This is a genomic window from Tardiphaga sp. 709 (genome assembly GCF_032401055.1).
Lineage (GTDB): Bacteria > Pseudomonadota > Alphaproteobacteria > Rhizobiales > Xanthobacteraceae > Tardiphaga.
Genome location: NZ_CP135529.1, coordinates 3435537 through 3455477 on the forward strand (window position 1 = coordinate 3435537; position 19941 = coordinate 3455477).

A 19941-nucleotide genomic window follows, 5' to 3' on the forward strand; every position below is an offset into this window, starting at 1 on the left:
CCCCGGACTCAAGTGGCACCCCAATTGCATGCACTTATTGCTATGACAAGTATGCAAGAAAATGGGCCCGCCGAGGGCCAACGCAGACCGACCGCCGTTGAGCTGTCCGCAACCTCCGTAACGTTCGGCCGCGGCCCGACCGCCACGCCGGCGCTCGCCGAGACCAACCTTAGCATTCCCGATGGCGAATTCCTTGCCCTTGTCGGCCCCTCCGGCTGCGGCAAGTCGACGATCCTCAAGCTCGTCAGCAATCTGCTCCGCCCCACCACCGGCGTCGTCATCGTCGGCGGCCGCGAGGTCGCTGCCAAGGCGCTGCGGATCGGCATGGCGTTCCAGAACCCGACCATGCTGCCCTGGCTGACCATTGAGCGGAACATCATGCTTCCGCTCAAGATCGTGGAGCCGTTCCGGTCCGAGTATCGGCAGAAGCGCAAAGGCGAATTTCGCGACAAGGCCCATGCATTGCTGGCCCAGGTCGGCCTCAAGGATTTCGGCAACAAATATCCCTGGCAGTTGTCCGGCGGCATGCTGCAGCGAGCCAATCTGTGCCGCGCGCTGATTCATGAGCCGCGCATGCTGCTGCTGGACGAACCGTTCGGCGCACTCGACCAGTTCACCAAGGAAGAGCTCTGGTCGATCCTCCAGAGCCTCTGGCTGCAACACAAACCAACAGTGCTGCTCGTAACGCACGATCTCCGCGAGGCCGGCTTCCTCGCCAGCCGCATCTGCGTGATGAGCGCGCGCCCAGGCCGTATCCTCGACGACAGCGCGGTGGACTTTCCGCGCCCGCGCACCATCCCGATGACCTTCGAGCCCGACTTCGTTGCGCTGAACCAGCGTCTGCGCGACCTCATCGTCAATGCGCGGAGCAATGCTCCGGCCACGCAAGAGGCATAAATGAATCTCGGCCTCCGTCAGAAACTCTGGTCGTTCGGACTAATCGTCGCATTCTTCGCGGGATGGCAGCTGTTCTGCATCGTCTCGGGCATGTCCGATCTGATCCTGCCACGCCCGACCGATGTTCTCGCGACACTGATCGCGCGCCTCCCGGTGTTGTGGCCGCATATCATCCAGACCCTCAGCACCACCATGGCCGGCTTCGCGCTCGGCGTCGGCCTCGGCGTGGTGCTCGGTGCAATCATCGGCGTCTCGAAAGTCGCCTATGACACCGCCTATCCGCTGCTGGTCGGCTTCTCGTCGATCCCGAAAGTCGCCGTCGTGCCGATCTTCGTTCTGTGGTTCGGCTCCGGCTCCGTGCCTGCGATTCTGACTGCACTGTCGATCTGCTTCTTCCCCATCGTCGTCAACATCGCGACCGGTCTCGCCACCACCGAGCCGGAACTCGAGGACGTGCTGAAGGCCCTTGGCGCAAGCAAGATGGACATTCTGTGGAATGTCGGCCTGCCGCGCACCATGCCGTTCTTCTTCGCCTCGCTCAAAGTCGCTGTCAGCTACGCCTTCGTTGGCGCCGTTCTGGCAGAAACTGTCGCGTCCAATCGCGGCATCGGCAATGTGATGATGAGCGCATCGTCGAACTTCAACGTCCCGCTCGTCTTCGCTTGCCTGTTCATTCTCGCGATCCTTGGCGTGGCGCTCTACGTCATTTTCTCTCTGATCGAGGCGCGCGTGACCGGCTGGGCCACGCGCAAGAACGATCTCGTTGCGACCTAATCACCTCTCACCAACCAGGAGAACGTCATGTTGAAGAGATTGACCGCCCTCGCCGTGGGCAGCGTCCTGCTCACAGGCTCCGCCTTCGCTCAGGAGACGACCATCAAGTTCACGCTGGGCTGGAAGACCCAGGGCGCCGACGCCGCCTTCCTCTATGCGAAGGAGAAGGGCTTCTTCAAGGAAGAGGGCCTCAACGTGGTGATCGACCAGGGCGAAGGCTCCGGCGCGACGGTGACGCGCATTATGTCCGGCGCCTGGGATGCCGGCTTCGGCGACGTCAATGCCATTATCCAGAACGCCTCGACGCGTCCGCAGGATTCGCCGGTGATGGTGTATCAGATGTGGAACCAGCCACCCTTCGCCATCGTGACCAAGAACACCAGCGGCATCAATAGCATCAAGGATTTCGAAGGCCGCACGCTGGGCGGCGCGCAGGGCACGCCGACGACCCGCCTGCTGCCGGTCTTCATCCAGAAGAACGGCCTCGCTGGCGACAAGATCAAAGTATCGAACATGGCGCCCAATCTGCAGGAGCCGATGCTGATCAAGGGCGACATCGACGCCGCCCTCGTCTTCAATATCACCAGTTACTTCAACCTAGTGCTGAACCGTCAGGATCCGGAGAAGGACTTCAAGTGGTTCACCTTCGGTGACTACGGCCTCGACCTGTATTCCAACGGCGTGATGGTGTCGAAGAAGCTGCTGAAGGAGAATCCGAAGGCCGTTGCCGGCCTCGTGCGCGCCATCAACAAGGGGCATCTCGCGGTCGCCAAGGACCAAAACGAAGCCCTCAAGGCGATCGCCACCTTTGATAACCTCATCGACATCCCTGTCGAAAAGCGCCGCCTGCAATATGCCTTCGAGAAGCTGATCGTCACGCCGGAGATGAAGGAAATCGGCACCGGCGACATCAAGGACGATCGCATGGCCCGCGCCATCGGCATGGTTGTGGAGGGCTACGGCCTCAGCCGCACGCCGACCCCACAGGAAATCTTCTCCCGCGAATTCCTGCCGCCGCGCGCCGAGCGCGAGCTCATCTATACGAAGAACTGATTACGTCCATGACTGAGGTTCTGTCTGCGGCTCATATCTTCACCGGCATAGATCGGGGTCTCGTGCCTCAGGCCAGCATCCATCATGCGGATGGCCTGATCACGAGTATCTCAACCGGTGCAAGCATTTCGCCGCAGACGAACCACCTGATCATTCCCGCACTGGTCAATGCCCACGACCACGCACGACCGTCCATGACGTCCTTCGGCGCGTCAAATATGCCGCTGGAATCATGGATCGCACGGTCAGCCTTCGGCACACCGCCCGATCCCTATCTCGCCGCCGCCGTATCGCTCGCCCGTTCGGCGCGAGCAGGCTGCGGCGGAGCGATGATTCATTACACCCGCCCGAGCGGCAAAATGCCGATCCTCGACGAGTCGATCGCGATCGCAAAAGCCGCCAGCGATGTTGGCATCCGGCTAGCCTTCGCGCTGGCCGTGCGCGACCAGAATCCAATCGTCTATGGCGACGGCACAGACGTGCTTGCCGCACTGCCCGAGAACGATCGCAGCACCATCCAGGAACTGTTCGTCCGCCCGAGCCCGACACCATCAGAATATCTCGACCGCGTCGAAGCCATTCAGGCCGCCATTGCCGGGCCGATGATCGATGTGCAATTCGGCCCGGCCGGCGTCCAGTGGTGCTCGCCTGCCTTGCTCGAAGCGATTGCCGAACGCTCTGCCACCACGGGCCGGCGCGTCCATATGCATCTGCTCGAGACCATCTATCAACGGCAATGGGCGGACCGGGCATTTCCCGGCGGCGTGGTGCGCTTTCTCAAGGAGATCGGCCTGCTGTCGAACCGACTGACGCTGGCGCATTGCATTCATGCCCGTCCGGACGAACTCGACATGATCGCCGAGTCCGGCACGACCATCGTGACGAACTTCAGCTCCAATCTCCATTTGCATTCCGGTCTTGCGCCGATTGCTGATGCCCATCGCCGCGGCTGCCCGATTGCTGTGGGCATCGACGGCGTTGCCCTCGACGAGGACGACGATGCGATCCGCGAGATGCGCCTCGTGCAGATGGCGCATGACGGCCTCGGCTTCGACCGCACTTGGAGCCGGGCGGAGTTTCTCGCGCTCGCCATCCGCAACGGCCGCAAGTCGATCGGCGCACCAGGCCCTGGCACACTCGCGGCCGGAGAAGTCGCGGATTTCGTGACGCTCGACATCGGCCAGCTCGACCGCGATGCCATCATGCCGGGCGATCCGATCGACATGCTGTTTGCCCGCGGCAATTCGAGTTGCGTCCGCGATGTCGTCGTGAATGGCCGCATCATCAGCCGCGATGGCAAGCCAACCGGCGTCGATCTGGAGGCTATGGAGACCGAGTTGCGCGGGCTCTATCGCAAGAGCGTGCCGCAGTTCAAGGCTTTCGAACGTGCCTGGGCGCCGTTCGAAAGCGCCGTATCGCACTGGTTCCGGCAACAGGGGTGTTGCTAGCAGCAAGGATGCTACCAGCCCACTGAACAGTGGGATCTTTCAATTCACCTGACGCTTTTCAAGCTTTCGCGCCAACGTGCGGCGATGCATGCCGAGACGACGCGCGGTCTCCGAAATATTAAAGTCGCTTTCCACCAGCGTCTGGTGAATGCGCTCCCATTCCAGCGTCTTGATAGAGGTCGGGCGCTCCGTGAGCGCCACCTGCACATCGCCGGTCGCTTTCTGGAAGGCTTCCTCGATGTCGTCGGTGTTCGAGGGCTTGGCAAGGTAATGACACGCACCGAGCTTGATCGCCTCCACAGCCGTGGCGATGCTGGCATAGCCTGTGAGCACGACGACCAGCATCTCCGGACTGAGCGCATGCAACACCTCGACGCAGGCGAGGCCCGAGGCGCCCGCGAGCTTGAGATCGACCACCGCATAGCCCGGTCTCTTGTCGCCAAGAACCTCGGTCAACGTCTCGAAGCCGGCGGCATGCAGCACGGTATAGCCGCGGCGCTCGAACGAGCGCTTCAGCGTACGCGCGAAACCCTCGTCATCCTCGACAATGATCAGCAGACGTTCATCCGACATGTTTACGCGCTCCAATCGCGAGGGCGGACAGTGGTAGCGACAACGACACGAGGGCGCCGCCTACGGGACGATTCTCCGCCACCACTGCACCGCCCAGTTTGCGGACGGCATTGACCACCAGAAACAGACCGAGTCCCCGCCCGGACTGACCCTTGCTTGAATTGTAGGGTTTTCCGAGATTCGCCAGCATCTCCTTGGCGAAACCCGGTCCCATGTCGCTGACCTTCAGCGCCAGTTGGTCTTCATCCCGCTCGATGGCAAGACGAATCCAGAGCGGCGATACTTCATTCGCATTGTCGAGTACGTTGAAGATCATCTGCTTCAACGCGGAATCCGAAACGATCGGCATATCTTCGCCAAACCGGTTCTCATAAACCAGAGTTCTGCTCGAGCGCGCGATGCGCCATTCCTCGACCAGCTCACTGAAGAAATCGTGCACGGATGTAACTGCAGGCGCTTCACCGCGCATGTCGCCCGCAGACATCAGGATGCCGGTGACGATCGATTTGCAGCGCTGCACATCGGCCTGCATTTCAGCGATCTCTTCCATCAGCTCGGGATCTTTGGCGAGCGCCGGCATGCGGCGCCAGTCGCTGAGGATGACCGACAGCGACGCCAACGGCGTACCGAGTTCATGCGCGGCACCAGAGGCGAGCAGGCCCATGCGCACGATATGATCTTCCTCCGCGGCTTGCTGGCGCAGCGCTGCGAGACCCTCGTCCCGCTCGCGCAGGTTTTTTGCGATGCGCGTCATGAAAACGACGATGAGCGCCGCATCCAGCACGAAACAGATCAGCATGCCTATAATGTGCAACTGGAACAGGTTGTCACGCAGCGTGTCCGGTAGCTCCAACGGGCGATGAAAGACAATCAGTCCGGCGAAACACAGACAGGCGACAACGACCACAACCCAGGTCGAGCGACCGTTCAACAGCATTGCTCCGAGCGTCACCTGCAGCAGATAGAGCGATACGAATGGATTTGTCGCACCACCGCTCAGATAGAGCTGCATCGTCAGCGCCGCCACGTCGAGCAGCAGGAGCAGAAGTAGTTCGCGGTCACGCGCGTCGGTCTGCTGGCGCAGCCACTCCTGGCTGATGACATTGAGGAATACCGAGCCACACAGCACCGCCACCATGGCCATCCACGGCAACGCAATTCCCATCACCAGATGCACGAAGCCGATAGTCAGAACCTGCCCGACCACTGCGATCCAGCGCAACTGGATCAGCAGATTGATGTTCTTGATATTGGTGGTCTCGTCGAGCGGCAGAGCCGCGACTGCAACGGGTGTGGTGACACCCGTCGCGTCGACTGGTGACGCGGCAACCGCACTGACGCCAGTGACGTCTGGTGTGCCCACCTTGCTCTCTGCTCCCAAACCCGGCATCGCGCCCCGTCAGCTCGATCGGCCGGCCTCAATCGAGCCGGCGCGCCATCCATGACGTCATACGCGAGGTAGTGATTTTTTCCGAATCCGCCACTCGTCGCGGGCGACGAACAGCGCAGCGCCGGCCAGCATCAAAGCGAGGCCGAACCAGGTGATGGCATAGACCACGTGGTTGTTCGGGAAGGCGATCACAGTCAGGCCGCCATGGGGCTGACCCGGTGCGTCCAGTGCGGCATTGGCATCGATGAAGTAGGGTGCGACGGCGCCGAGCTTTTGGCTGTCGGCAATAGCCTCGACATCGCGGGAATACCAGCGCTGGGCAGCGGGATCATTTGAGCGCAGGAACCCGCCCTTCTGTTCGGTGACGCGCAGCAGTCCGGTTACCGACACCGGCGTCGCGGGCGCCGCGAATGCGCCGGCTTTGCGCTCATCCGGGCTGACGAAACCCCGGTTCACCAGTACGGTGTAGCCGGCTTCGGCGCGCAACGGGGTCAACACCCAGAAGCCGGCGCCGAGATCCGAGACCGCCTGCACCAGAGTATCGGCACTCGGTATGAACCGCCCGGTGACGCTGACGCGGCGATATTCATCGTCACTGCGATTGATCGCAGGCCACGCCGCAGGCCCGGGTGCAGCTTCGGGCGCGGCGTGGCTGCGCTGATCGACACGTGCGATCAGATCCCGTTTCCAGGCGCGGCGTTCGACCTGCCAGATGCCCAGCGCGGTCAATCCCGCGATGCCGAGCAGTGCCAGCAGACCCAGCACCGTGAGCGTCGTCGCGCGACGCGGCGACCGCCCAGACTCAACTTTCGATTCAGACGACTCCTGTCTGGCCGGGCGGCCCACGACGATCCCGTCGTTGGCACGCACCATGGCCATCAGGGCATATTCCTCATGTCGTGAACCGGCATCATGTTGACGTTGAGATGATACATCACCCAGAGCGAACCGCTCAGCGCAATCACGACGATGATGATCGTGAAGATCAGCGCCATCATGGTCCAGCCGGCATCCGACGTCGCGTTCATGTGCAGGAAGTAGATCATGTGAACCACGATCTGCACCACAGCGAACGCAACGATGATCGCGATGGTCCAGTTCTTGTTCCCGATCGCACCCGTCATCACCAGCCAGAACGGAATGGCGGTAAGGATGACCGAGAGGACGAAGCCGGTCATATACGACCTGAACGAACCATGGTCGCGGCCGTCATCGTGGCCGTGGTCATCGTGACCATGTCCGTGCGCGGCATGTGCATCGGCGCTCATCGCAGCACTCCCAGCAGATAAACAAAGGTGAAGACGCCGATCCAGACGACGTCGAGGAAATGCCAGAACATGCTCAGGCACATCAGCCGGCGTTGGTTCGCCTCGATCAGGCCAAAGCGAGCGACCTGCACCATCAGCGTGACCAGCCAGATGATGCCGAAGGTGACGTGCAGACCGTGGGTGCCGACCAGCGTGAAGAAGGACGACAGGAAGGCGCTCCGCCAAGGGCCAGCACCTTCATGGATCATGTGATGGAACTCATAGAGTTCGATGCACAGGAATGCGAGACCGAACAGGCCGGTGATGCCGAGCCACATCTGGGTCGACTTCACTCTGCCCTTCATCATCTCCAGCATCGCGAAGCCGTAAGTGATCGATGAGAACAGCAGCATCGCGGTGTTAAGCGCGACCAGGTTGAGGTCGAACAGATCCTTCGGCCCGGGTCCCGCCGCATAGCTGCCACCGAGTACGCCGAAAGTGGCGAACAGCATCGCGAAGATGAGGCAATCGCTCATCAGGTAGAGCCAGAAGCCCAGCATGGTGCTGGAGCCGGCCGGATGATCGTGTTCGTCGACGACGTAGAAGACAGGGACTTCGGTGCCGTTTATCGTTTGAGTCGTTACGTTCATGACGCGGCCTGTACTGCGAGAAGTTTCGTACGCTCGCCTTCGGTACGGATGACGTCCTCCACCGGGATGTGGAAGTCACGGTTGTAGTTGAAGGTGTGGAAAATCGCGACGCCTACGATGGCAATAAAGCTCAAGGCCGCGAGCCACCACATGTACCAGATCAGAGCGAAGCCCATCGCGGTGGCCAGGACAGAGAGGATCACGCCGGTACCGGTGTTCTTCGGCATGTGGATGGGCCTGAAGCCTTCCAGCGGACGCGTATAGCCGCGGCGCTTCATGTCCCACCACGAGTCATTGTCGTGAATGACCGGGGTGAAAGCGAAGTTATAATCCGGCGGCGGCGACGAGGTTGCCCATTCCAGCGTACGCCCGTTCCAGGGATCTCCCGTGGTGTCGCGCAGCTTCTCGCGATTCCAGATGCTGACGGCGATCTGGACGAGGAAAGCACCGATGCCAATGGCGATCAGAACCGCACCAAAAGCGGCGATGACGAACCAGATCTGCAGCGACGGATCGTCGAAGGTGCGCAGGCGGCGCGTGACGCCCATCAGACCAAGCACATAGAGCGGCATGAAGGCGAAGTAGAAGCCGAGGACCCAGCCCCAGAAAGATACCTTGCCCCAGAACTGATCGAGCTTGAAGCCGAAGGCCTTCGGAAACCAGAAATTGATGGCCGCGAAGATACCGAACACCACACCGCCGATGATCACGTTGTGGAAGTGAGCGATCAGAAACAGGCTGTTATGCAGCACGAAGTCGGCCGGGGGCACTGCGAGCAGAACGCCGGTCATGCCGCCAATCACAAAGGTCAGCATGAACGCGATTGTCCACATCATCGGCAGTTCGAACCGGATGCGGCCGCGATACATCGTGAAAAGCCAGTTGAATATCTTCGCTCCCGTGGGGATCGAGATGATCATGGTCGTGATGCCGAAGAAGGAATTCACGCTGGCGCCCGAGCCCATGGTGAAGAAGTGGTGCAACCAGACGAGATAGGACAGGATCGTGATGACCAGCGTGGCGTAAACCATCGAAGTGTAGCCGAACAGCTTCTTGCCCGAGAAGGTCGAGGTCACTTCCGAGAACACGCCGAACAGCGGCAAGATCAGGATGTAGACTTCCGGATGGCCCCAGATCCAGATCAGGTTCACGTACATCATCGGGTTGCCGCCGAGATCGTTCGTGAAGAAGTTGGTGCCGACGTAACGATCCAGCGACAGCAGCGCGAGTACGGCGGTCAGGATCGGGAAGGACGCGACGATCAGGACGTTGGTGCAGAGCGAGGTCCAGGTGAAGATCGGCATCTTCATCATGGTCATGCCGGGCGCGCGCATCTTCACGATGGTCGCGATCAGGTTGATGCCCGATAGTGTCGTGCCGACACCGGCGACCTGTAGCGCCCAGATGTAATAGTCGACGCCGACATCCGGACTGTAGCCGATATTCGACAGCGGCGGATAAGCCAGCCAGCCGGTCTTGGCGAATTCACCGACAAACAGCGACATCATGACGAGGATGGCGCCGCCGGTGGTCATCCAGAAGCTGAAATTGTTCAGGAACGGGAACGACACGTCGCGTGCGCCGATCTGCAGCGGCACGATGTAGTTCATCAGGCCGGTGACCAGTGGCATCGCCACGAAGAAGATCATGATCACGCCATGCGCCGTGAACACTTGATCGTAGTGATGGGCGGGCAGGAAACCGTCGGAGCCATTGAAGGCCATGGCCTGCTGGGCGCGCATCATGATGGCGTCGGCGAAACCGCGCAGCAACATGATGATGCCGAGCACCATATACATGATGCCGATCTTCTTGTGGTCCACGCTGGTGAACCACTCCTTCCAGAGATAGCCCCACAGCTTGAAATAGGTCAGCGCAGCCAGCAGCACGATGCCGCCGAGTGCGACCATCGCGAAAGTCGCGACCAGAATCGGCTCATGATAAGGAAACGACTCAAGCGTCAGGCGGCCGAAGATGAACTTCGCAAGCCCGGTATTTGCCACTACGGCTGTATCAGACATTAGATCGACCCGATCAGGTGTTAGAAGCGCGCCGCTCGGCAGGCGACGGCGCAGGCGTGAAATTGAACGGCGCGGGGGCGGCACCGGGGCGCGCGAGACCGGCACCGGTGACCGGCGTCGGGTCGAGCGGAGTCGTCGTCGAGCGGTGATCGGCTGCTTCGCGTGCGGCTTCGGCAAGGGTACAGACGCTGGCGACGTAGTTCTTGGTCGAGCTTGTGCCGTCGAGCATCGAGATATTGTACTTCAGCGGCAGGATATTGCGGGCGCTGGCGAGGCCCAGACCACCCTTCGCATCCATCGCCATCATCTCGCTCATACACATCTTGCCGGGCTGGGCGCACATGTTGAGGATCGCCTTGTAGAGGTCAGGCGCGACTTCCTTGTAGAGACGAACCGGCACATTCTCGCTGGGCTTTTCGAGATCCAGATAGGCCTCGCGGCTCAGCGTCTCATTGCTCGCCTTGGCCTTGGCGATCCAGGCATCGAAGCCGGCCTGATCGACGCCATGGAACTTGAAGCGCATGCCGGAGAAGCCAGCGCCGCTATAGTTCGCCGAGAAGCCGTCATAAACGCCAGCCTTGTTGATGACCGCGTGCAGCTTGGTTTCCATGCCGGGCATCGCATAGATCTGGCCGGCGAGCGCGGGGATATAGAAAGAGTTCATCACCGACGAAGCAGTGATCTTGAAGCGCACCGGACGATCGACCGGCGCGGCCAGTTCATTGACCGTAGCAATGCCGTATTCCGGGTAGAAGAACAGCCACTTCCAGTCGAGCGCGACGACTTCGACCTGCAGCGGCTCAAGAAGGCTCGCAGCATTGCCGGGCGCAATCCGGTCGAGCCGACGATACGGGTCTAACAGATGCGTGCTGGACCAGGTCACCGCGCCGAGACAGATGATGATGAGGAGGGGCATCGACCAGATGACGAGCTCGAGATGGGTCGAGTGATCCCAGTCCGGCTCGTATTTCGCGTCAGCATTCGACTGCCGGTACTTCCAGGCGAAGAACACAATCAGGGCCATCACCGGCACGATGATCAGCAGCATCAACACCGTGGAAATGACCACGAGATCGCGTTGCTGCACTGCGATGTCGCCCGCAGGATTCATCACGACGAAATTGCATCCGCCCAGCAAGGCAACCAAGGGCAGCAAAAGGAGTATCCGTAGGCGGCTCAAGGTGTTACCCATTCGATAATGTTCGTTCGCGCGCACGGTTAGGCGCATTTGCTGCAGGGCAACATTGGACAATTTGTCCAATGGTCCGAAGACGCGGTTCGCGACAAATCGTCAACCTCGCGTCGCCCTTTGGGCGTCGATTGCATTACTTTCAACACACCACCGACGGATAGAGAAAATGGCGCAGACGTCATCGACGATGGAACGGGACGCACGCCTTCTGCTCGCGGATGGCCACGGCGAGGTCAACCCGGGCGAGATCGCCATCGGCGTGATCATCGGCCGAACTTCCGAGTTCTTCGATTTCTTCGTCTATGCGATCGCCTCGGTGCTGGTGTTTCCGAAGCTCGTCTTCCCCTATCTCGATCCTCTGACCGGCACTCTCTATTCCTTTGCGATCTTTTCGCTGGCGTTCATCGCCCGCCCGATCGGCACAATGATCTTCACAGCTATCGATCGCAGCCAGGGCAAGGGCGCCAAGCTGACCATCGCGCTGTTTCTGCTCGGCGTTGCCACCGTCGCCATCGCCTTCCTGCCCGGTCACGAATCCATCGGCGTCGCATCGGCCTGGCTGCTGGCTGCTGCACGTATCGGCCAGGGCATTTCCTGGGGCGGCACCTGGGACGGTCTTGCTTCGCTGCTGGCGCTGAATGCGCCGGAAGGCAAGAAGGGCTGGTACGCCATGATCCCGCAGCTCGGCGCCCCGATCGGCCTTCTGGTGGCGAGCGCGCTGTTCGCCTTCTTCGTCGACACACTGTCCGCTGATGACTTCCTCGACTGGGGCTGGCGCTATCCGTTCTTCGTTGCTTTCGCCATCAACGTCGTCGCCCTGTTCGCGCGCCTGCGCATGGTGGTGACGCCCGGCTACACCGAACTGTTCGAAGCCCGCGAACTCGAGCCGTCTTCGATCACCGAGACGATTGCCCAGCAGGGCCGCACCGTGGTCATCGGCGCCTTCGCACCGCTGGCGAGCTTCGCACTGTTTCACATGGTCACGGTGTTCCCGCTCTCATGGGTGTTTCTGTTCACCCGCGAAGCACCCGGCCGCTTCCTGATCGTCGAATGTATCGGCGCCGTGTTCGGCATCATCGCCATGATCGTGTCGGGCTATGTCGCCGACAAGGTCGGTCGCCGCACGCTGCTGACCGGTTCGGCGATTGCCATCGCCGTATTCAGCGGCTTCGCACCGCAGATGCTGGACGGCGGCATCGTCGGCGAACTGGCCTTCATGGTGACCGGCTTCATCCTGCTCGGCCTGTCGCTCGGTCAGTCGTCGGGCTCGGTCGCATCGAGCTTCTCGAAGCGTTTCCGCTACACCGGTTCGGCGCTCACCACCGACCTTGCCTGGCTGTTCGGCGCCGGCTTCGCGCCATTCGTGGCGCTGGTGATGTCGAGCCGCTTCGGCCTGTCCTCGTCGGGCGTGTATCTGCTGTCGGGCGCCGTCGTGACCCTGCTTGCGATCTCGATCAACCGGCAGTTCGCCAGCCGCGACGCCTCGGCGATCCAGCCATAAGCAACACTGCCGCTAAAGAAAGAGCCTCGGTTCTGAACAGAACCGGGGCTCTTTCTTTTTGTTCTGGCTCGTTTCCCTGACGCAAACCGGCATCTGCTTCGCTAATGCGACAGCGGCACATCATCCTGGTGCAGGATGCGTTCGGCAGCGCCCTGCAGATCGTCATACTGACCTGACTTCAACGACCACAGGAACGCCGCGAGGCCGCACAGGCCAAGCCCGATGGCGATCGGGATCAGATAGAAATAATCCGTCATTCCGCCGGCTCCATTCTGACTGACATACGCGGTGTTGATGCGCTTGTGCCCTGGGACTTGTCGGACTTGCCGCGGCCACGCAGCCGCAGCGCATTGGCGACCACCACGATGGACGAACCGGACATCGCAATCGCGGCGACCAGCGGCGTGACATGGCCCATGATCGCGATCGGCACCGCAATGAGATTGTAGCCGACTGCCAGCGCGAGATTCTGCCGCACCAGATGCCCAGCCTCGCGCGAGACCGCGATGGCCTGAGACACGGCCGACAAATCCTCGCGCAGAAAGACGAGATCTGCGGCGTTGCGCCCGACATCGGCGGCCGATGCCGGCGCCATCGACGCATGCGCGGCCATCAGCGCCGGCGTGTCATTGAGGCCGTCGCCAACCATCAGCACCTTCTTGCCGGCGGATGCCAGCTTCGCCACATGCGCCGCCTTGCCGCCCGGCAGTACGCCGGCGAGATATGGCACGCCCATGCCTGCAGCGAGTGTCCGCACCGGCGTCTCGCGATCGCCCGAGACAACCTCGACGGCGAGCCCATCGTGCTTCAAGTTGCCGACGGTTTCAGCCGCGCCCGCGCGCAACCGATCCTCGAAGCGGAAATCCGCCACGCATCGTCCGTCGCGCGACAGCACGACGGACGAGTCATCGAGATCCATACCGCTGGTATCGGTGAGGGCCCATTCCGGCCGCCCGAGGCGCAGCACGCTGCCGCCGAAACGCGCTTCCATGCCGCAGCCCGGATGTTCGGAGACATCATCGAGCGCAATCGGAGTCGTCGTTGTTGAAACGGTAGCAGCGAGTGCACGCGAATAGGGATGACGTGAATGCGCGGCGATCGCGCCGGCCAGCGCCAGCATTGCGGGCGCGATCGTGCCCGCATTGACGACGCGGGGATTGCCGAGCGTTAGCGTACCCGTTTTGTCGAACACCACAGTATCGACCTCGGCGAGACGCTCCAGCGCGCCGCCATCCTTGATCATGATGCCGCTCTCAAACAGCCGCCGCGCAGCAACCACCTGCACCATCGGCACCGCGAGGCCGAGCGCGCAGGGACAGGTGATAATCAGCACCGCGACGGCAATCGTGATCGCGCGATGCACATCGCCGGACACGATGAGCCAGCCGACGAGTGTGATAGCCGCGGTGAGATGCACCACCGGCGCATAAAGCCCGGCTGCACGATCCGCGATGCGGCGATAGACCGAACGACCCTGCTCTGCGGCTTCCATCATCCGCAGCATCTCGGCCAGGAACGACTCGTTGGCAGAGGCCGTCGCGGTAATCGTCAGCGGCCCCGTCAGATTCAATGTGCCGGCGCGCAGGATCGACCCCGGCAGTGCCGGCTGCGGCACACTCTCGCCTGATACCAGCGAGACGTCGAGTTCCGACAGACCTTTGGTCACCTTGGAGTCGACCGGCACGCGCTCGCCGGCAGCGAGCATCATGGTCATACCCGGCGTGATTTCGCCGACCGGCAGATAGATCTGCGCACCGTCATTCTGCAGAACCAGCGCGCCGCGCGCCGCCAGACGCGCTAGCCCCTTGACTGCGACGCGTGCGCGCTCACGCATCATGTGATCGAGCGTGCGGCCAATCAGCAGGAAGAACAGCAGCGTCACCGACGCATCAAAATAGGCATGCGGACCATGAATCGCGGTCTCATACAGGCTCATGCCAAAGGCCAGCAACACGCCGAGCGAGATTGGCACATCCATATTGGTGCGACCGTGACGCAGCGCCTGCCAGGCCGAGCGAAAGAATACCCGGCCGGAATAGATCAGCGTCGGCAACGCGATCAGCGCAGAGATGCCGTGGAACAGATCGCGCGTCGCAGGCTCGGCACCGGACCACACCGACACCGACAACAGCATGATATTGCTCGCCGCAAAGCCCGACACCGCGAGCGCACGGATCAATTCCGACAGCGTCGTATCCGTGGCGTCGCCATCGACTTCGAATAGATGCGCTTCATAGCCGACTTTGCGCAGCGTTTCGATGAAAGGCGGCGGTGCGACATCGGCGCGCCATTTGATGGTGACGCGCTTCGTCGAGAGATTCACCCGCGCCCATGTCACGCCGTCAAGCGCACCGAGCGCTTGTTCGACCGTGCGAATACAGGCGCCGCAATGAATGTCCGGCACCGAGAGATCGGTCTGCCTCAAACCGCCGGCAATGATACGGCTGACCAGCAGCACTTCGCGCGGGTTCGGCGCCGCCAGCATGGCCAATTCTGCTCCTGAGCCACAGCAACTCATCGGAGACCTCGCTTCTCACTTTGCGCATGATCCTTTCGGAAAACCGGTTCCCACTTTTCCGGATCATGCTCTAGCCAGTCACCTCGACACCCGGCTTCATCGCCACATAGGCGTGCCATGTCCCGTGACCGAGCACGGGAAACACGACGATCATACCGAGCAGGCCGGTCATGACATTGATCAAGAACAAAGCCAGCGCGATTCCCGCCCAAGTCAGCATGACCGGCAGATTGGCCCAGACCATCCCCATGCTGGTGCCCATGGCAGTGAGCGCATCGACGCGCTCGTTGAGCAGCATGGGAATGGCGAACACGCTGATTGCAAAGGAGAATGCCGCAAAGATGCCGCCGACTGCAGTGCCGGCGATCAGCATCGCCCAGCCAACGGGCGTGGTGAACAGCATGGCTGCGACGCCATCGAGGCCGGGAAACGGGTTCATGCCGAAAAACAGCGCATAGATGATCACCGCGGCGCGGATCCAGACCAGCATTAGCGAGCACAACAAGAGGCCCGCGAACAGCAGCTGCCCGCCCGACTTCGGCCGGACGAGGATCATCTGCAACAGCGAGACACGCTCATGCGCGGCGATCCGGCGACTCTTCTCATAGAGTCCGATGGCGAACACCGGCCCGACCACCATGAAGCCGGCAAAGGCCGGAAACAGGATGTAGTCCCAGCCGAAGGCGAACAATCCACCCACCAGGACAACCGAGACCGCGAAAACCAGCACGCCATAGCTGAGGCTCGCCGACGGGATAATCATCAGATCGCGCCAGCCCGCTTTGAGCCAGTCAAAGGCGACGGATGGCGCGACATGGCGATCCCATGACACCGAGGGTGGCAGCGGAGGAGCAACGGCTGGAAGATTCATCTTCGACCTCGCAATCTCAATGACGCGGCGTGCATGACGAGGACGCCGCACTGAATTTGCCGGCTTCCGCGACACTGGCGCCGCGCTTGACGTGATCGATACAGTCGGGCTGCGACGAGAACGCCACATAGACCATGTGCGCATTGGCCATCAGCACCAGTAGCAGACCGGCAGTAATCGCCATCCAGACCCAGACCTTCGCGTTGACGTGCTTCATCGCTGCTACATTCATGGCCCGGCAGCCCTGAGGTTGACGAGATAGAGCGCGAGGATCTTGCGATCGAGCGCCGACAGCCGGGAATCCCAGCTCGGCATGTGACCTTGCCGGCCACCCCAGACAGTGGTGAAGACCGACTGGGCGTCGCCGCTATAGATCCAGAAATTGTCGCGCAGGTTCGGCGCACCGAGTTCGATATTGCCGGTCGCGTTCTCGCCATGGCAGGCGACGCAATTGTCGGTGAACACCGCCTTGCCGCTGGCAAGTTTCGCAGGCGCGATCGCCTTCGCTACTGCGGGATTCGACAGGCTGCGGACATAGTCGACAACATCGTCGATCTGCTCGCGCTTCAGCATCCCGTCGCGGCCGAAAGCCGGCATCTGCGACGTCCGCGAATCCTTGTGCGGCGAATTGATACCAACGCGGATCGTCTCGGCGATCGCATCGGGCGTACCGCCCCACAGAAAGGCCTGCGACACCAGCGTCGGAAAGCCGTTGCCGCCCTCGGCGGTGCGGCCATGACAGGCCGCGCAATTGTCGCCGAACAACGTCGCGCCGGTCTGCTTCACGATCTTCATCAACTTCGGATCGGCCTGGATAGCTTCGAAGCTTTCGGCTTCGACCAGCTTGCTCCACTTGGCGCGGTCCGAGGCCGCGTCCTTGATCTGCTCGGCCACGATGTTGCGCTGGTCGATCCCGAGCAGGCCCTTGGTATAGGTCACGCCCAGCGGCCAGGCCGGCATCAGGATCCAGTACACGACCGAATAGAGAAAGGTCGCCCAAAGAAAGAAGACCACCGCACGCGGCACCGGCGTGTTCAGCTCCTTGATGCCGTTCCACTCGTGGCCGGTGGTGAGATAGCCGGAGACGGGATCGCGTTCCTCTACTGCCATCGCTTCGCCTCATACGGCTTGTCCTCAACAGAGGGGTCGAGAATCGATTGCGCGGCAGAGTCGAACGACGTCTTGTTCTTCGGCCAATAGGCATAGACCACCACGCCGACCGACATGGCGATCAGGTAGAACAGTCCGAAGGATTTCGCGAACCAGACGGTGGTCTCATGCTCCATCGTCATTCTCCCACCGCAGCCGTTTTGGCCTTGTGAGCCGCATCGGTCAGCTTGCCCAATATCTGCAAGTAAGCGACCAGCGCATCCATCTCCGTCGGCTCGCCGGGCTGACCGTCAAAGGCGCGCACATTGGTTGCCTCGCCATAGCGCTTGGTGACGCCTTCGGCGAAGGGCGTATCCGGCGAGGTCTGGCCATAGGCATCGTTGGATGCGTTGGCGATCATCTCGTCCGTATACGGCACGCCGACCTTGCGCAGCGCGGCCAGATGCAGACCGAGATCGTCGATCCGCGCCTTGGCGCGCGTGAGATAGGCATAAGGTGGCATCACGGATTCCGGCACCACGTCACGTGGATTGATTAGATGCTTGACGTGCCATTCGTCGGAATATTTGCCGCCGAGGCGCGCGATATCCGGTCCGGTACGCTTCGAGCCCCACAGCATCGGATGGTCGTATTTGGATTCAACCGCGAGCGAATATGGCCCGTAACGCTCGACCTCATCGCGCAATGTGCGGATCATCTGCGAATGACAGGCGTAGCAGCCCTCGCGGATGTAGATGTTGCGGCCGGCGATTTCGAGCGGCGTATAGACGCGCATATCCGGCGCATCCTCCACCGTCTGATGGATCGTGAACAGTGGCACGATCTCGATGAGGCCACCGATGCTGGCGGCAACGATAATGCCGATGGCAAGACTCATCGTCTTGCGTTCGAGCTTGTAGTGCAGACCGAGGAAACCCATCGCTATTCTCCCGGCTGCAGCGCTGGCACGCCAGCGGGCTGTGCCACCGGACGATCTGCGGCGCGTTCATCGGCCGGCTGACCAGCAGTGCGGATGGTCATGACGATGTTGTAGAGACCGATCACCGCGCCAGCGAGGAAGAAGAACCCGCCGACCGCGCGCGCAACGTAATAAGGCTTCATCGCGATCACTGTCTCGATGAAGGAATAAGACAGCGTGCCGTTACTATTATAGGTGCGCCACATCAAGCCCTGGATGATACCTGAATTCCACATCGCGAAGACGTATGTGAAGAGGCCGGCGACAGCGAGCCAGAAGTGCCATTCGACGAGCGCCGGCGAATACATCCGCTCGCGCTTCCACAGCCACGGCACCGACGCATAGATCGAGCCGAAGGTGATCATGGCCACCCAGCCGAGCGCGCCGGCATGGACATGACCGACGGTCCAATCCGTGTAGTGCGACAGCGAATTCACCGAGCGAATCGCCATGAACGATCCCTCGAACGTGGTGAGGCCGTAGAACACCGCAGCCACCATCATGAAACGCAGCGTCGCATCGTCGCGCACCTTGTACCATGCGCCGTTCAGCGTAAGCAGGGCATTGCCGGCGGAGCCCCAAGACGGAATCAGCAGCATCAGCGAGAAAGTCATGCCGAGCGTCTGCACCCATTGCGGCAGCGCCGTGTAATGCAGGTGATGGGAGCCCACCCACATATACATGAAGGTGATGCCCCAGAACGAGATGATCGACATCCGGTAGGAATAGATCGGCCGACCCGCGCGCACCGGCAGATAGTAATACATCATGCCGAGGAAACCGGAGGTGAGGAAAAAGGCGACGGCGTTGTGGCCATACCACCATTGGGTCATCGCATCCTGCACGCCGGAAAAGGCCGAATAGCTCTTGGCGTGACCGAACGAGACCGGCATCGCCAGATTATTGACGGTGTGCAGAATCGCCACCACCAAGATGAAGGCCATGTAGTACCAGTTGGCGACGTAGATATGCGGCTCCTTCCGCCGTGCCAGCGTCCGCATATAGATGACGAAATAGACGATCCAGACGATTTCCAGCAGAAGGTCGGCATACCATTCCGGCTCGGCATATTCCTTCGACTGGGTGACACCCATCAGATAGCCGGTGGCGGCGAGCAGGCAGAACAGATTGTAACCGAGCAGCACGAACCACGGGCTGATCTGATCCGGCAATCGCGCGCGCGAGGTGCGCTGGAGCACATAGAGCGAGGTGCCGATCAGCCCATTGCCGCCAAAGCCGAAGATCACTGCACTGGTATGCGCGGGGCGGATGCGGCCGAAGCTCGACCAGCCGGCATCGAACGTCAGATTGGGAAACACCAGCTGCCAAGCAACCCAGTCGCCGATAAACATGCCGATCACGGCCCAAATCATTGCCAGGATGATCGCAAGTTTGGTGGGGTCATCGTAATACAGCGCCAGCCGGGCCTCGTCCGGCTCCGGCTCGTAATAGACATAGATGACACCGAAGATGCCGGCGATCCCAGCCAGCATGACAATCGCACCATGGACGCCGAGCGGGTCCTGACGGCCGGCGATCGCCATCGCGAGACCGCAAGTCGTAAAGACCAGCAGGATGATCAGCGCAAGCTGCCGCTCCGATTTGGTCAATTGCGCGATCATCCGGTCATCCCCTGCTCGTCTCGCGGCGGCTCGTCAGGCAAGACGCGCAGCGCCCGATCGGCACAGAGCATCCCCACACCATCAAGAGTAGCTCACTCCGCCGCCACAGCGATTGA

Annotated in this window: 20 protein-coding genes; 5 read left to right on the plus strand and 15 right to left on the minus strand. The window is 61.3% G+C overall.

All coding sequences use genetic code 11. The annotated features are described in order from the left end of the window. The first annotated feature begins 42 nt into the window (after positions 1-42). From RSO67_RS16780 to RSO67_RS16795, 4 genes are read left to right on the plus strand one after another with little or no spacing between them, the layout of a single operon-like run. Complete coding sequence (locus RSO67_RS16780) at positions 43-897, plus strand: ABC transporter ATP-binding protein (RefSeq protein WP_315839792.1); 855 nt, start codon at positions 43-45, stop codon at positions 895-897. Then, positions 898-1671 carry an ABC transporter permease gene (locus RSO67_RS16785; protein WP_315839793.1) on the plus strand — a complete coding sequence of 258 codons (774 nt, stop codon included), beginning with the start codon at positions 898-900 and terminating at the stop codon, positions 1669-1671. It begins immediately after the preceding gene. A gap of 27 nt (positions 1672-1698) precedes the next feature. After that, positions 1699-2724 carry an ABC transporter substrate-binding protein gene (locus RSO67_RS16790; protein WP_315839794.1) on the plus strand — a complete coding sequence of 342 codons (1026 nt, stop codon included), beginning with the start codon at positions 1699-1701 and terminating at the stop codon, positions 2722-2724. An 8-nt stretch (positions 2725-2732) separates the two neighbouring features. Then, a complete protein-coding gene (locus tag RSO67_RS16795) occupies positions 2733-4172 on the plus strand; it encodes an amidohydrolase family protein (RefSeq protein ID WP_315839795.1) in 1440 nt (479 codons plus the stop codon). Between the two features lie 39 nt (positions 4173-4211). Here the strand turns inward: RSO67_RS16795 and RSO67_RS16800 are convergent, their stop codons facing one another. From RSO67_RS16800 to cyoA, 7 genes are all read right to left on the minus strand, one after another. After that, a complete protein-coding gene (locus RSO67_RS16800) occupies positions 4212-4745 on the minus strand; it encodes a response regulator transcription factor (protein WP_315839796.1) in 534 nt (177 codons plus the stop codon). Next, positions 4735-6108: an ATP-binding protein gene (locus tag RSO67_RS16805; RefSeq protein WP_315839797.1), complete on the minus strand. Its 1374-nt coding sequence runs from the start codon at positions 6106-6108 to the stop codon at positions 4735-4737. Before RSO67_RS16805 ends, RSO67_RS16800 begins: the two co-directional genes overlap by 11 nt. 84 nt (positions 6109-6192) lie before the next feature. Further along, positions 6193-7014, minus strand: coding sequence for an SURF1 family protein (locus tag RSO67_RS16810; protein ID WP_315839798.1), 822 nt, complete (start codon positions 7012-7014; stop codon positions 6193-6195). Then, complete coding sequence (cyoD, locus tag RSO67_RS16815) at positions 7014-7403, minus strand: cytochrome o ubiquinol oxidase subunit IV (RefSeq protein WP_315839799.1); 390 nt, start codon at positions 7401-7403, stop codon at positions 7014-7016. The genes RSO67_RS16810 and cyoD overlap by 1 nt, the downstream gene beginning before the upstream one ends. Continuing rightward, positions 7400-8032, minus strand: coding sequence for a cytochrome o ubiquinol oxidase subunit III (cyoC, locus tag RSO67_RS16820; protein ID WP_315839800.1), 633 nt, complete (start codon positions 8030-8032; stop codon positions 7400-7402). The genes cyoD and cyoC overlap by 4 nt, the downstream gene beginning before the upstream one ends. Then, positions 8029-10053 carry a cytochrome o ubiquinol oxidase subunit I gene (cyoB, locus tag RSO67_RS16825; RefSeq protein ID WP_315839801.1) on the minus strand — a complete coding sequence of 675 codons (2025 nt, stop codon included), beginning with the start codon at positions 10051-10053 and terminating at the stop codon, positions 8029-8031. Before cyoB ends, cyoC begins: the two co-directional genes overlap by 4 nt. A gap of 13 nt (positions 10054-10066) precedes the next feature. Further along, a complete protein-coding gene (cyoA, locus tag RSO67_RS16830) occupies positions 10067-11233 on the minus strand; it encodes a ubiquinol oxidase subunit II (protein ID WP_315844278.1) in 1167 nt (388 codons plus the stop codon). A gap of 199 nt (positions 11234-11432) precedes the next feature. Here cyoA and RSO67_RS16835 point away from each other — a divergent pair, with 199 nt between their 5' ends. Beyond that, positions 11433-12746: an MFS transporter gene (locus RSO67_RS16835; RefSeq protein ID WP_315844279.1), complete on the plus strand. Its 1314-nt coding sequence runs from the start codon at positions 11433-11435 to the stop codon at positions 12744-12746. 101 nt (positions 12747-12847) lie between these two features. Here the strand turns inward: RSO67_RS16835 and ccoS are convergent, their stop codons facing one another. The 8 genes from ccoS to ccoN all read right to left on the minus strand — a co-directional run bounded on the left by ccoS (position 12848) and on the right by ccoN (position 19825). Then, positions 12848-13003: a cbb3-type cytochrome oxidase assembly protein CcoS gene (gene ccoS / locus RSO67_RS16840; protein ID WP_089263381.1), complete on the minus strand. Its 156-nt coding sequence runs from the start codon at positions 13001-13003 to the stop codon at positions 12848-12850. Beyond that, positions 13000-15264 carry a cation-translocating P-type ATPase gene (locus RSO67_RS16845; RefSeq protein ID WP_315839802.1) on the minus strand — a complete coding sequence of 755 codons (2265 nt, stop codon included), beginning with the start codon at positions 15262-15264 and terminating at the stop codon, positions 13000-13002. Before RSO67_RS16845 ends, ccoS begins: the two co-directional genes overlap by 4 nt. A 70-nt stretch (positions 15265-15334) precedes the next feature. After that, positions 15335-16135: a DUF2189 domain-containing protein gene (locus RSO67_RS16850; RefSeq protein ID WP_315839803.1), complete on the minus strand. Its 801-nt coding sequence runs from the start codon at positions 16133-16135 to the stop codon at positions 15335-15337. A 16-nt stretch (positions 16136-16151) separates the two neighbouring features. Continuing rightward, positions 16152-16367, minus strand: coding sequence for a hypothetical protein (locus RSO67_RS16855; protein ID WP_315839804.1), 216 nt, complete (start codon positions 16365-16367; stop codon positions 16152-16154). Continuing rightward, the gene (gene ccoP / locus RSO67_RS16860; protein ID WP_315839805.1) at positions 16364-17245 is read right to left on the minus strand and encodes a cytochrome-c oxidase, cbb3-type subunit III; all 882 of its coding nucleotides are present in this window, start codon (positions 17243-17245) and stop codon (positions 16364-16366) included. The genes RSO67_RS16855 and ccoP overlap by 4 nt, the downstream gene beginning before the upstream one ends. Continuing rightward, positions 17236-17421 carry a cbb3-type cytochrome c oxidase subunit 3 gene (locus RSO67_RS16865; protein ID WP_315839806.1) on the minus strand — a complete coding sequence of 62 codons (186 nt, stop codon included), beginning with the start codon at positions 17419-17421 and terminating at the stop codon, positions 17236-17238. The genes ccoP and RSO67_RS16865 overlap by 10 nt, the downstream gene beginning before the upstream one ends. 2 nt (positions 17422-17423) lie before the next feature. Next, positions 17424-18164: a cytochrome-c oxidase, cbb3-type subunit II gene (gene ccoO, locus RSO67_RS16870; RefSeq protein WP_315839807.1), complete on the minus strand. Its 741-nt coding sequence runs from the start codon at positions 18162-18164 to the stop codon at positions 17424-17426. Positions 18165-18166: 2 nt separating this feature from the next. Beyond that, positions 18167-19825, minus strand: coding sequence for a cytochrome-c oxidase, cbb3-type subunit I (ccoN, locus tag RSO67_RS16875; RefSeq protein ID WP_315839808.1), 1659 nt, complete (start codon positions 19823-19825; stop codon positions 18167-18169). Positions 19826-19941 lie beyond the last annotated feature (116 nt).

Excerpts from the sequence above, each read along its gene's own strand:
- RSO67_RS16780 (WP_315839792.1), top strand. The coding sequence starts at position 43 with ATGACAAGTATGCAAGAAAATGGGCCCGCCGAGGGCCAACGCAGACCG.
- RSO67_RS16785 (WP_315839793.1), top strand. The coding sequence starts at position 898 with ATGAATCTCGGCCTCCGTCAGAAACTCTGGTCGTTCGGACTAATCGTC.
- RSO67_RS16790 (WP_315839794.1), top strand. The coding sequence starts at position 1,699 with ATGTTGAAGAGATTGACCGCCCTCGCCGTGGGCAGCGTCCTGCTCACA.
- RSO67_RS16795 (WP_315839795.1), top strand. The coding sequence starts at position 2,733 with ATGACTGAGGTTCTGTCTGCGGCTCATATCTTCACCGGCATAGATCGG.
- RSO67_RS16800 (WP_315839796.1), bottom strand. The coding sequence starts at position 4,745 with ATGTCGGATGAACGTCTGCTGATCATTGTCGAGGATGACGAGGGTTTC.
- RSO67_RS16810 (WP_315839798.1), bottom strand. The coding sequence starts at position 7,014 with ATGGCCATGGTGCGTGCCAACGACGGGATCGTCGTGGGCCGCCCGGCC.
- cyoD (WP_315839799.1), bottom strand. The coding sequence starts at position 7,403 with ATGAGCGCCGATGCACATGCCGCGCACGGACATGGTCACGATGACCAC.
- cyoC (WP_315839800.1), bottom strand. The coding sequence starts at position 8,032 with ATGAACGTAACGACTCAAACGATAAACGGCACCGAAGTCCCTGTCTTC.
- cyoB (WP_315839801.1), bottom strand. The coding sequence starts at position 10,053 with ATGTCTGATACAGCCGTAGTGGCAAATACCGGGCTTGCGAAGTTCATC.
- RSO67_RS16835 (WP_315844279.1), top strand. The coding sequence starts at position 11,433 with ATGGAACGGGACGCACGCCTTCTGCTCGCGGATGGCCACGGCGAGGTC.
- ccoS (WP_089263381.1), bottom strand. The coding sequence starts at position 13,003 with ATGACGGATTATTTCTATCTGATCCCGATCGCCATCGGGCTTGGCCTG.
- RSO67_RS16845 (WP_315839802.1), bottom strand. The coding sequence starts at position 15,264 with ATGAGTTGCTGTGGCTCAGGAGCAGAATTGGCCATGCTGGCGGCGCCG.
- RSO67_RS16850 (WP_315839803.1), bottom strand. The coding sequence starts at position 16,135 with ATGAATCTTCCAGCCGTTGCTCCTCCGCTGCCACCCTCGGTGTCATGG.
- RSO67_RS16855 (WP_315839804.1), bottom strand. The coding sequence starts at position 16,367 with ATGAATGTAGCAGCGATGAAGCACGTCAACGCGAAGGTCTGGGTCTGG.
- ccoP (WP_315839805.1), bottom strand. The coding sequence starts at position 17,245 with ATGGCAGTAGAGGAACGCGATCCCGTCTCCGGCTATCTCACCACCGGC.
- RSO67_RS16865 (WP_315839806.1), bottom strand. The coding sequence starts at position 17,421 with ATGGAGCATGAGACCACCGTCTGGTTCGCGAAATCCTTCGGACTGTTC.
- ccoO (WP_315839807.1), bottom strand. The coding sequence starts at position 18,164 with ATGGGTTTCCTCGGTCTGCACTACAAGCTCGAACGCAAGACGATGAGT.
- ccoN (WP_315839808.1), bottom strand. The coding sequence starts at position 19,825 with ATGATCGCGCAATTGACCAAATCGGAGCGGCAGCTTGCGCTGATCATC.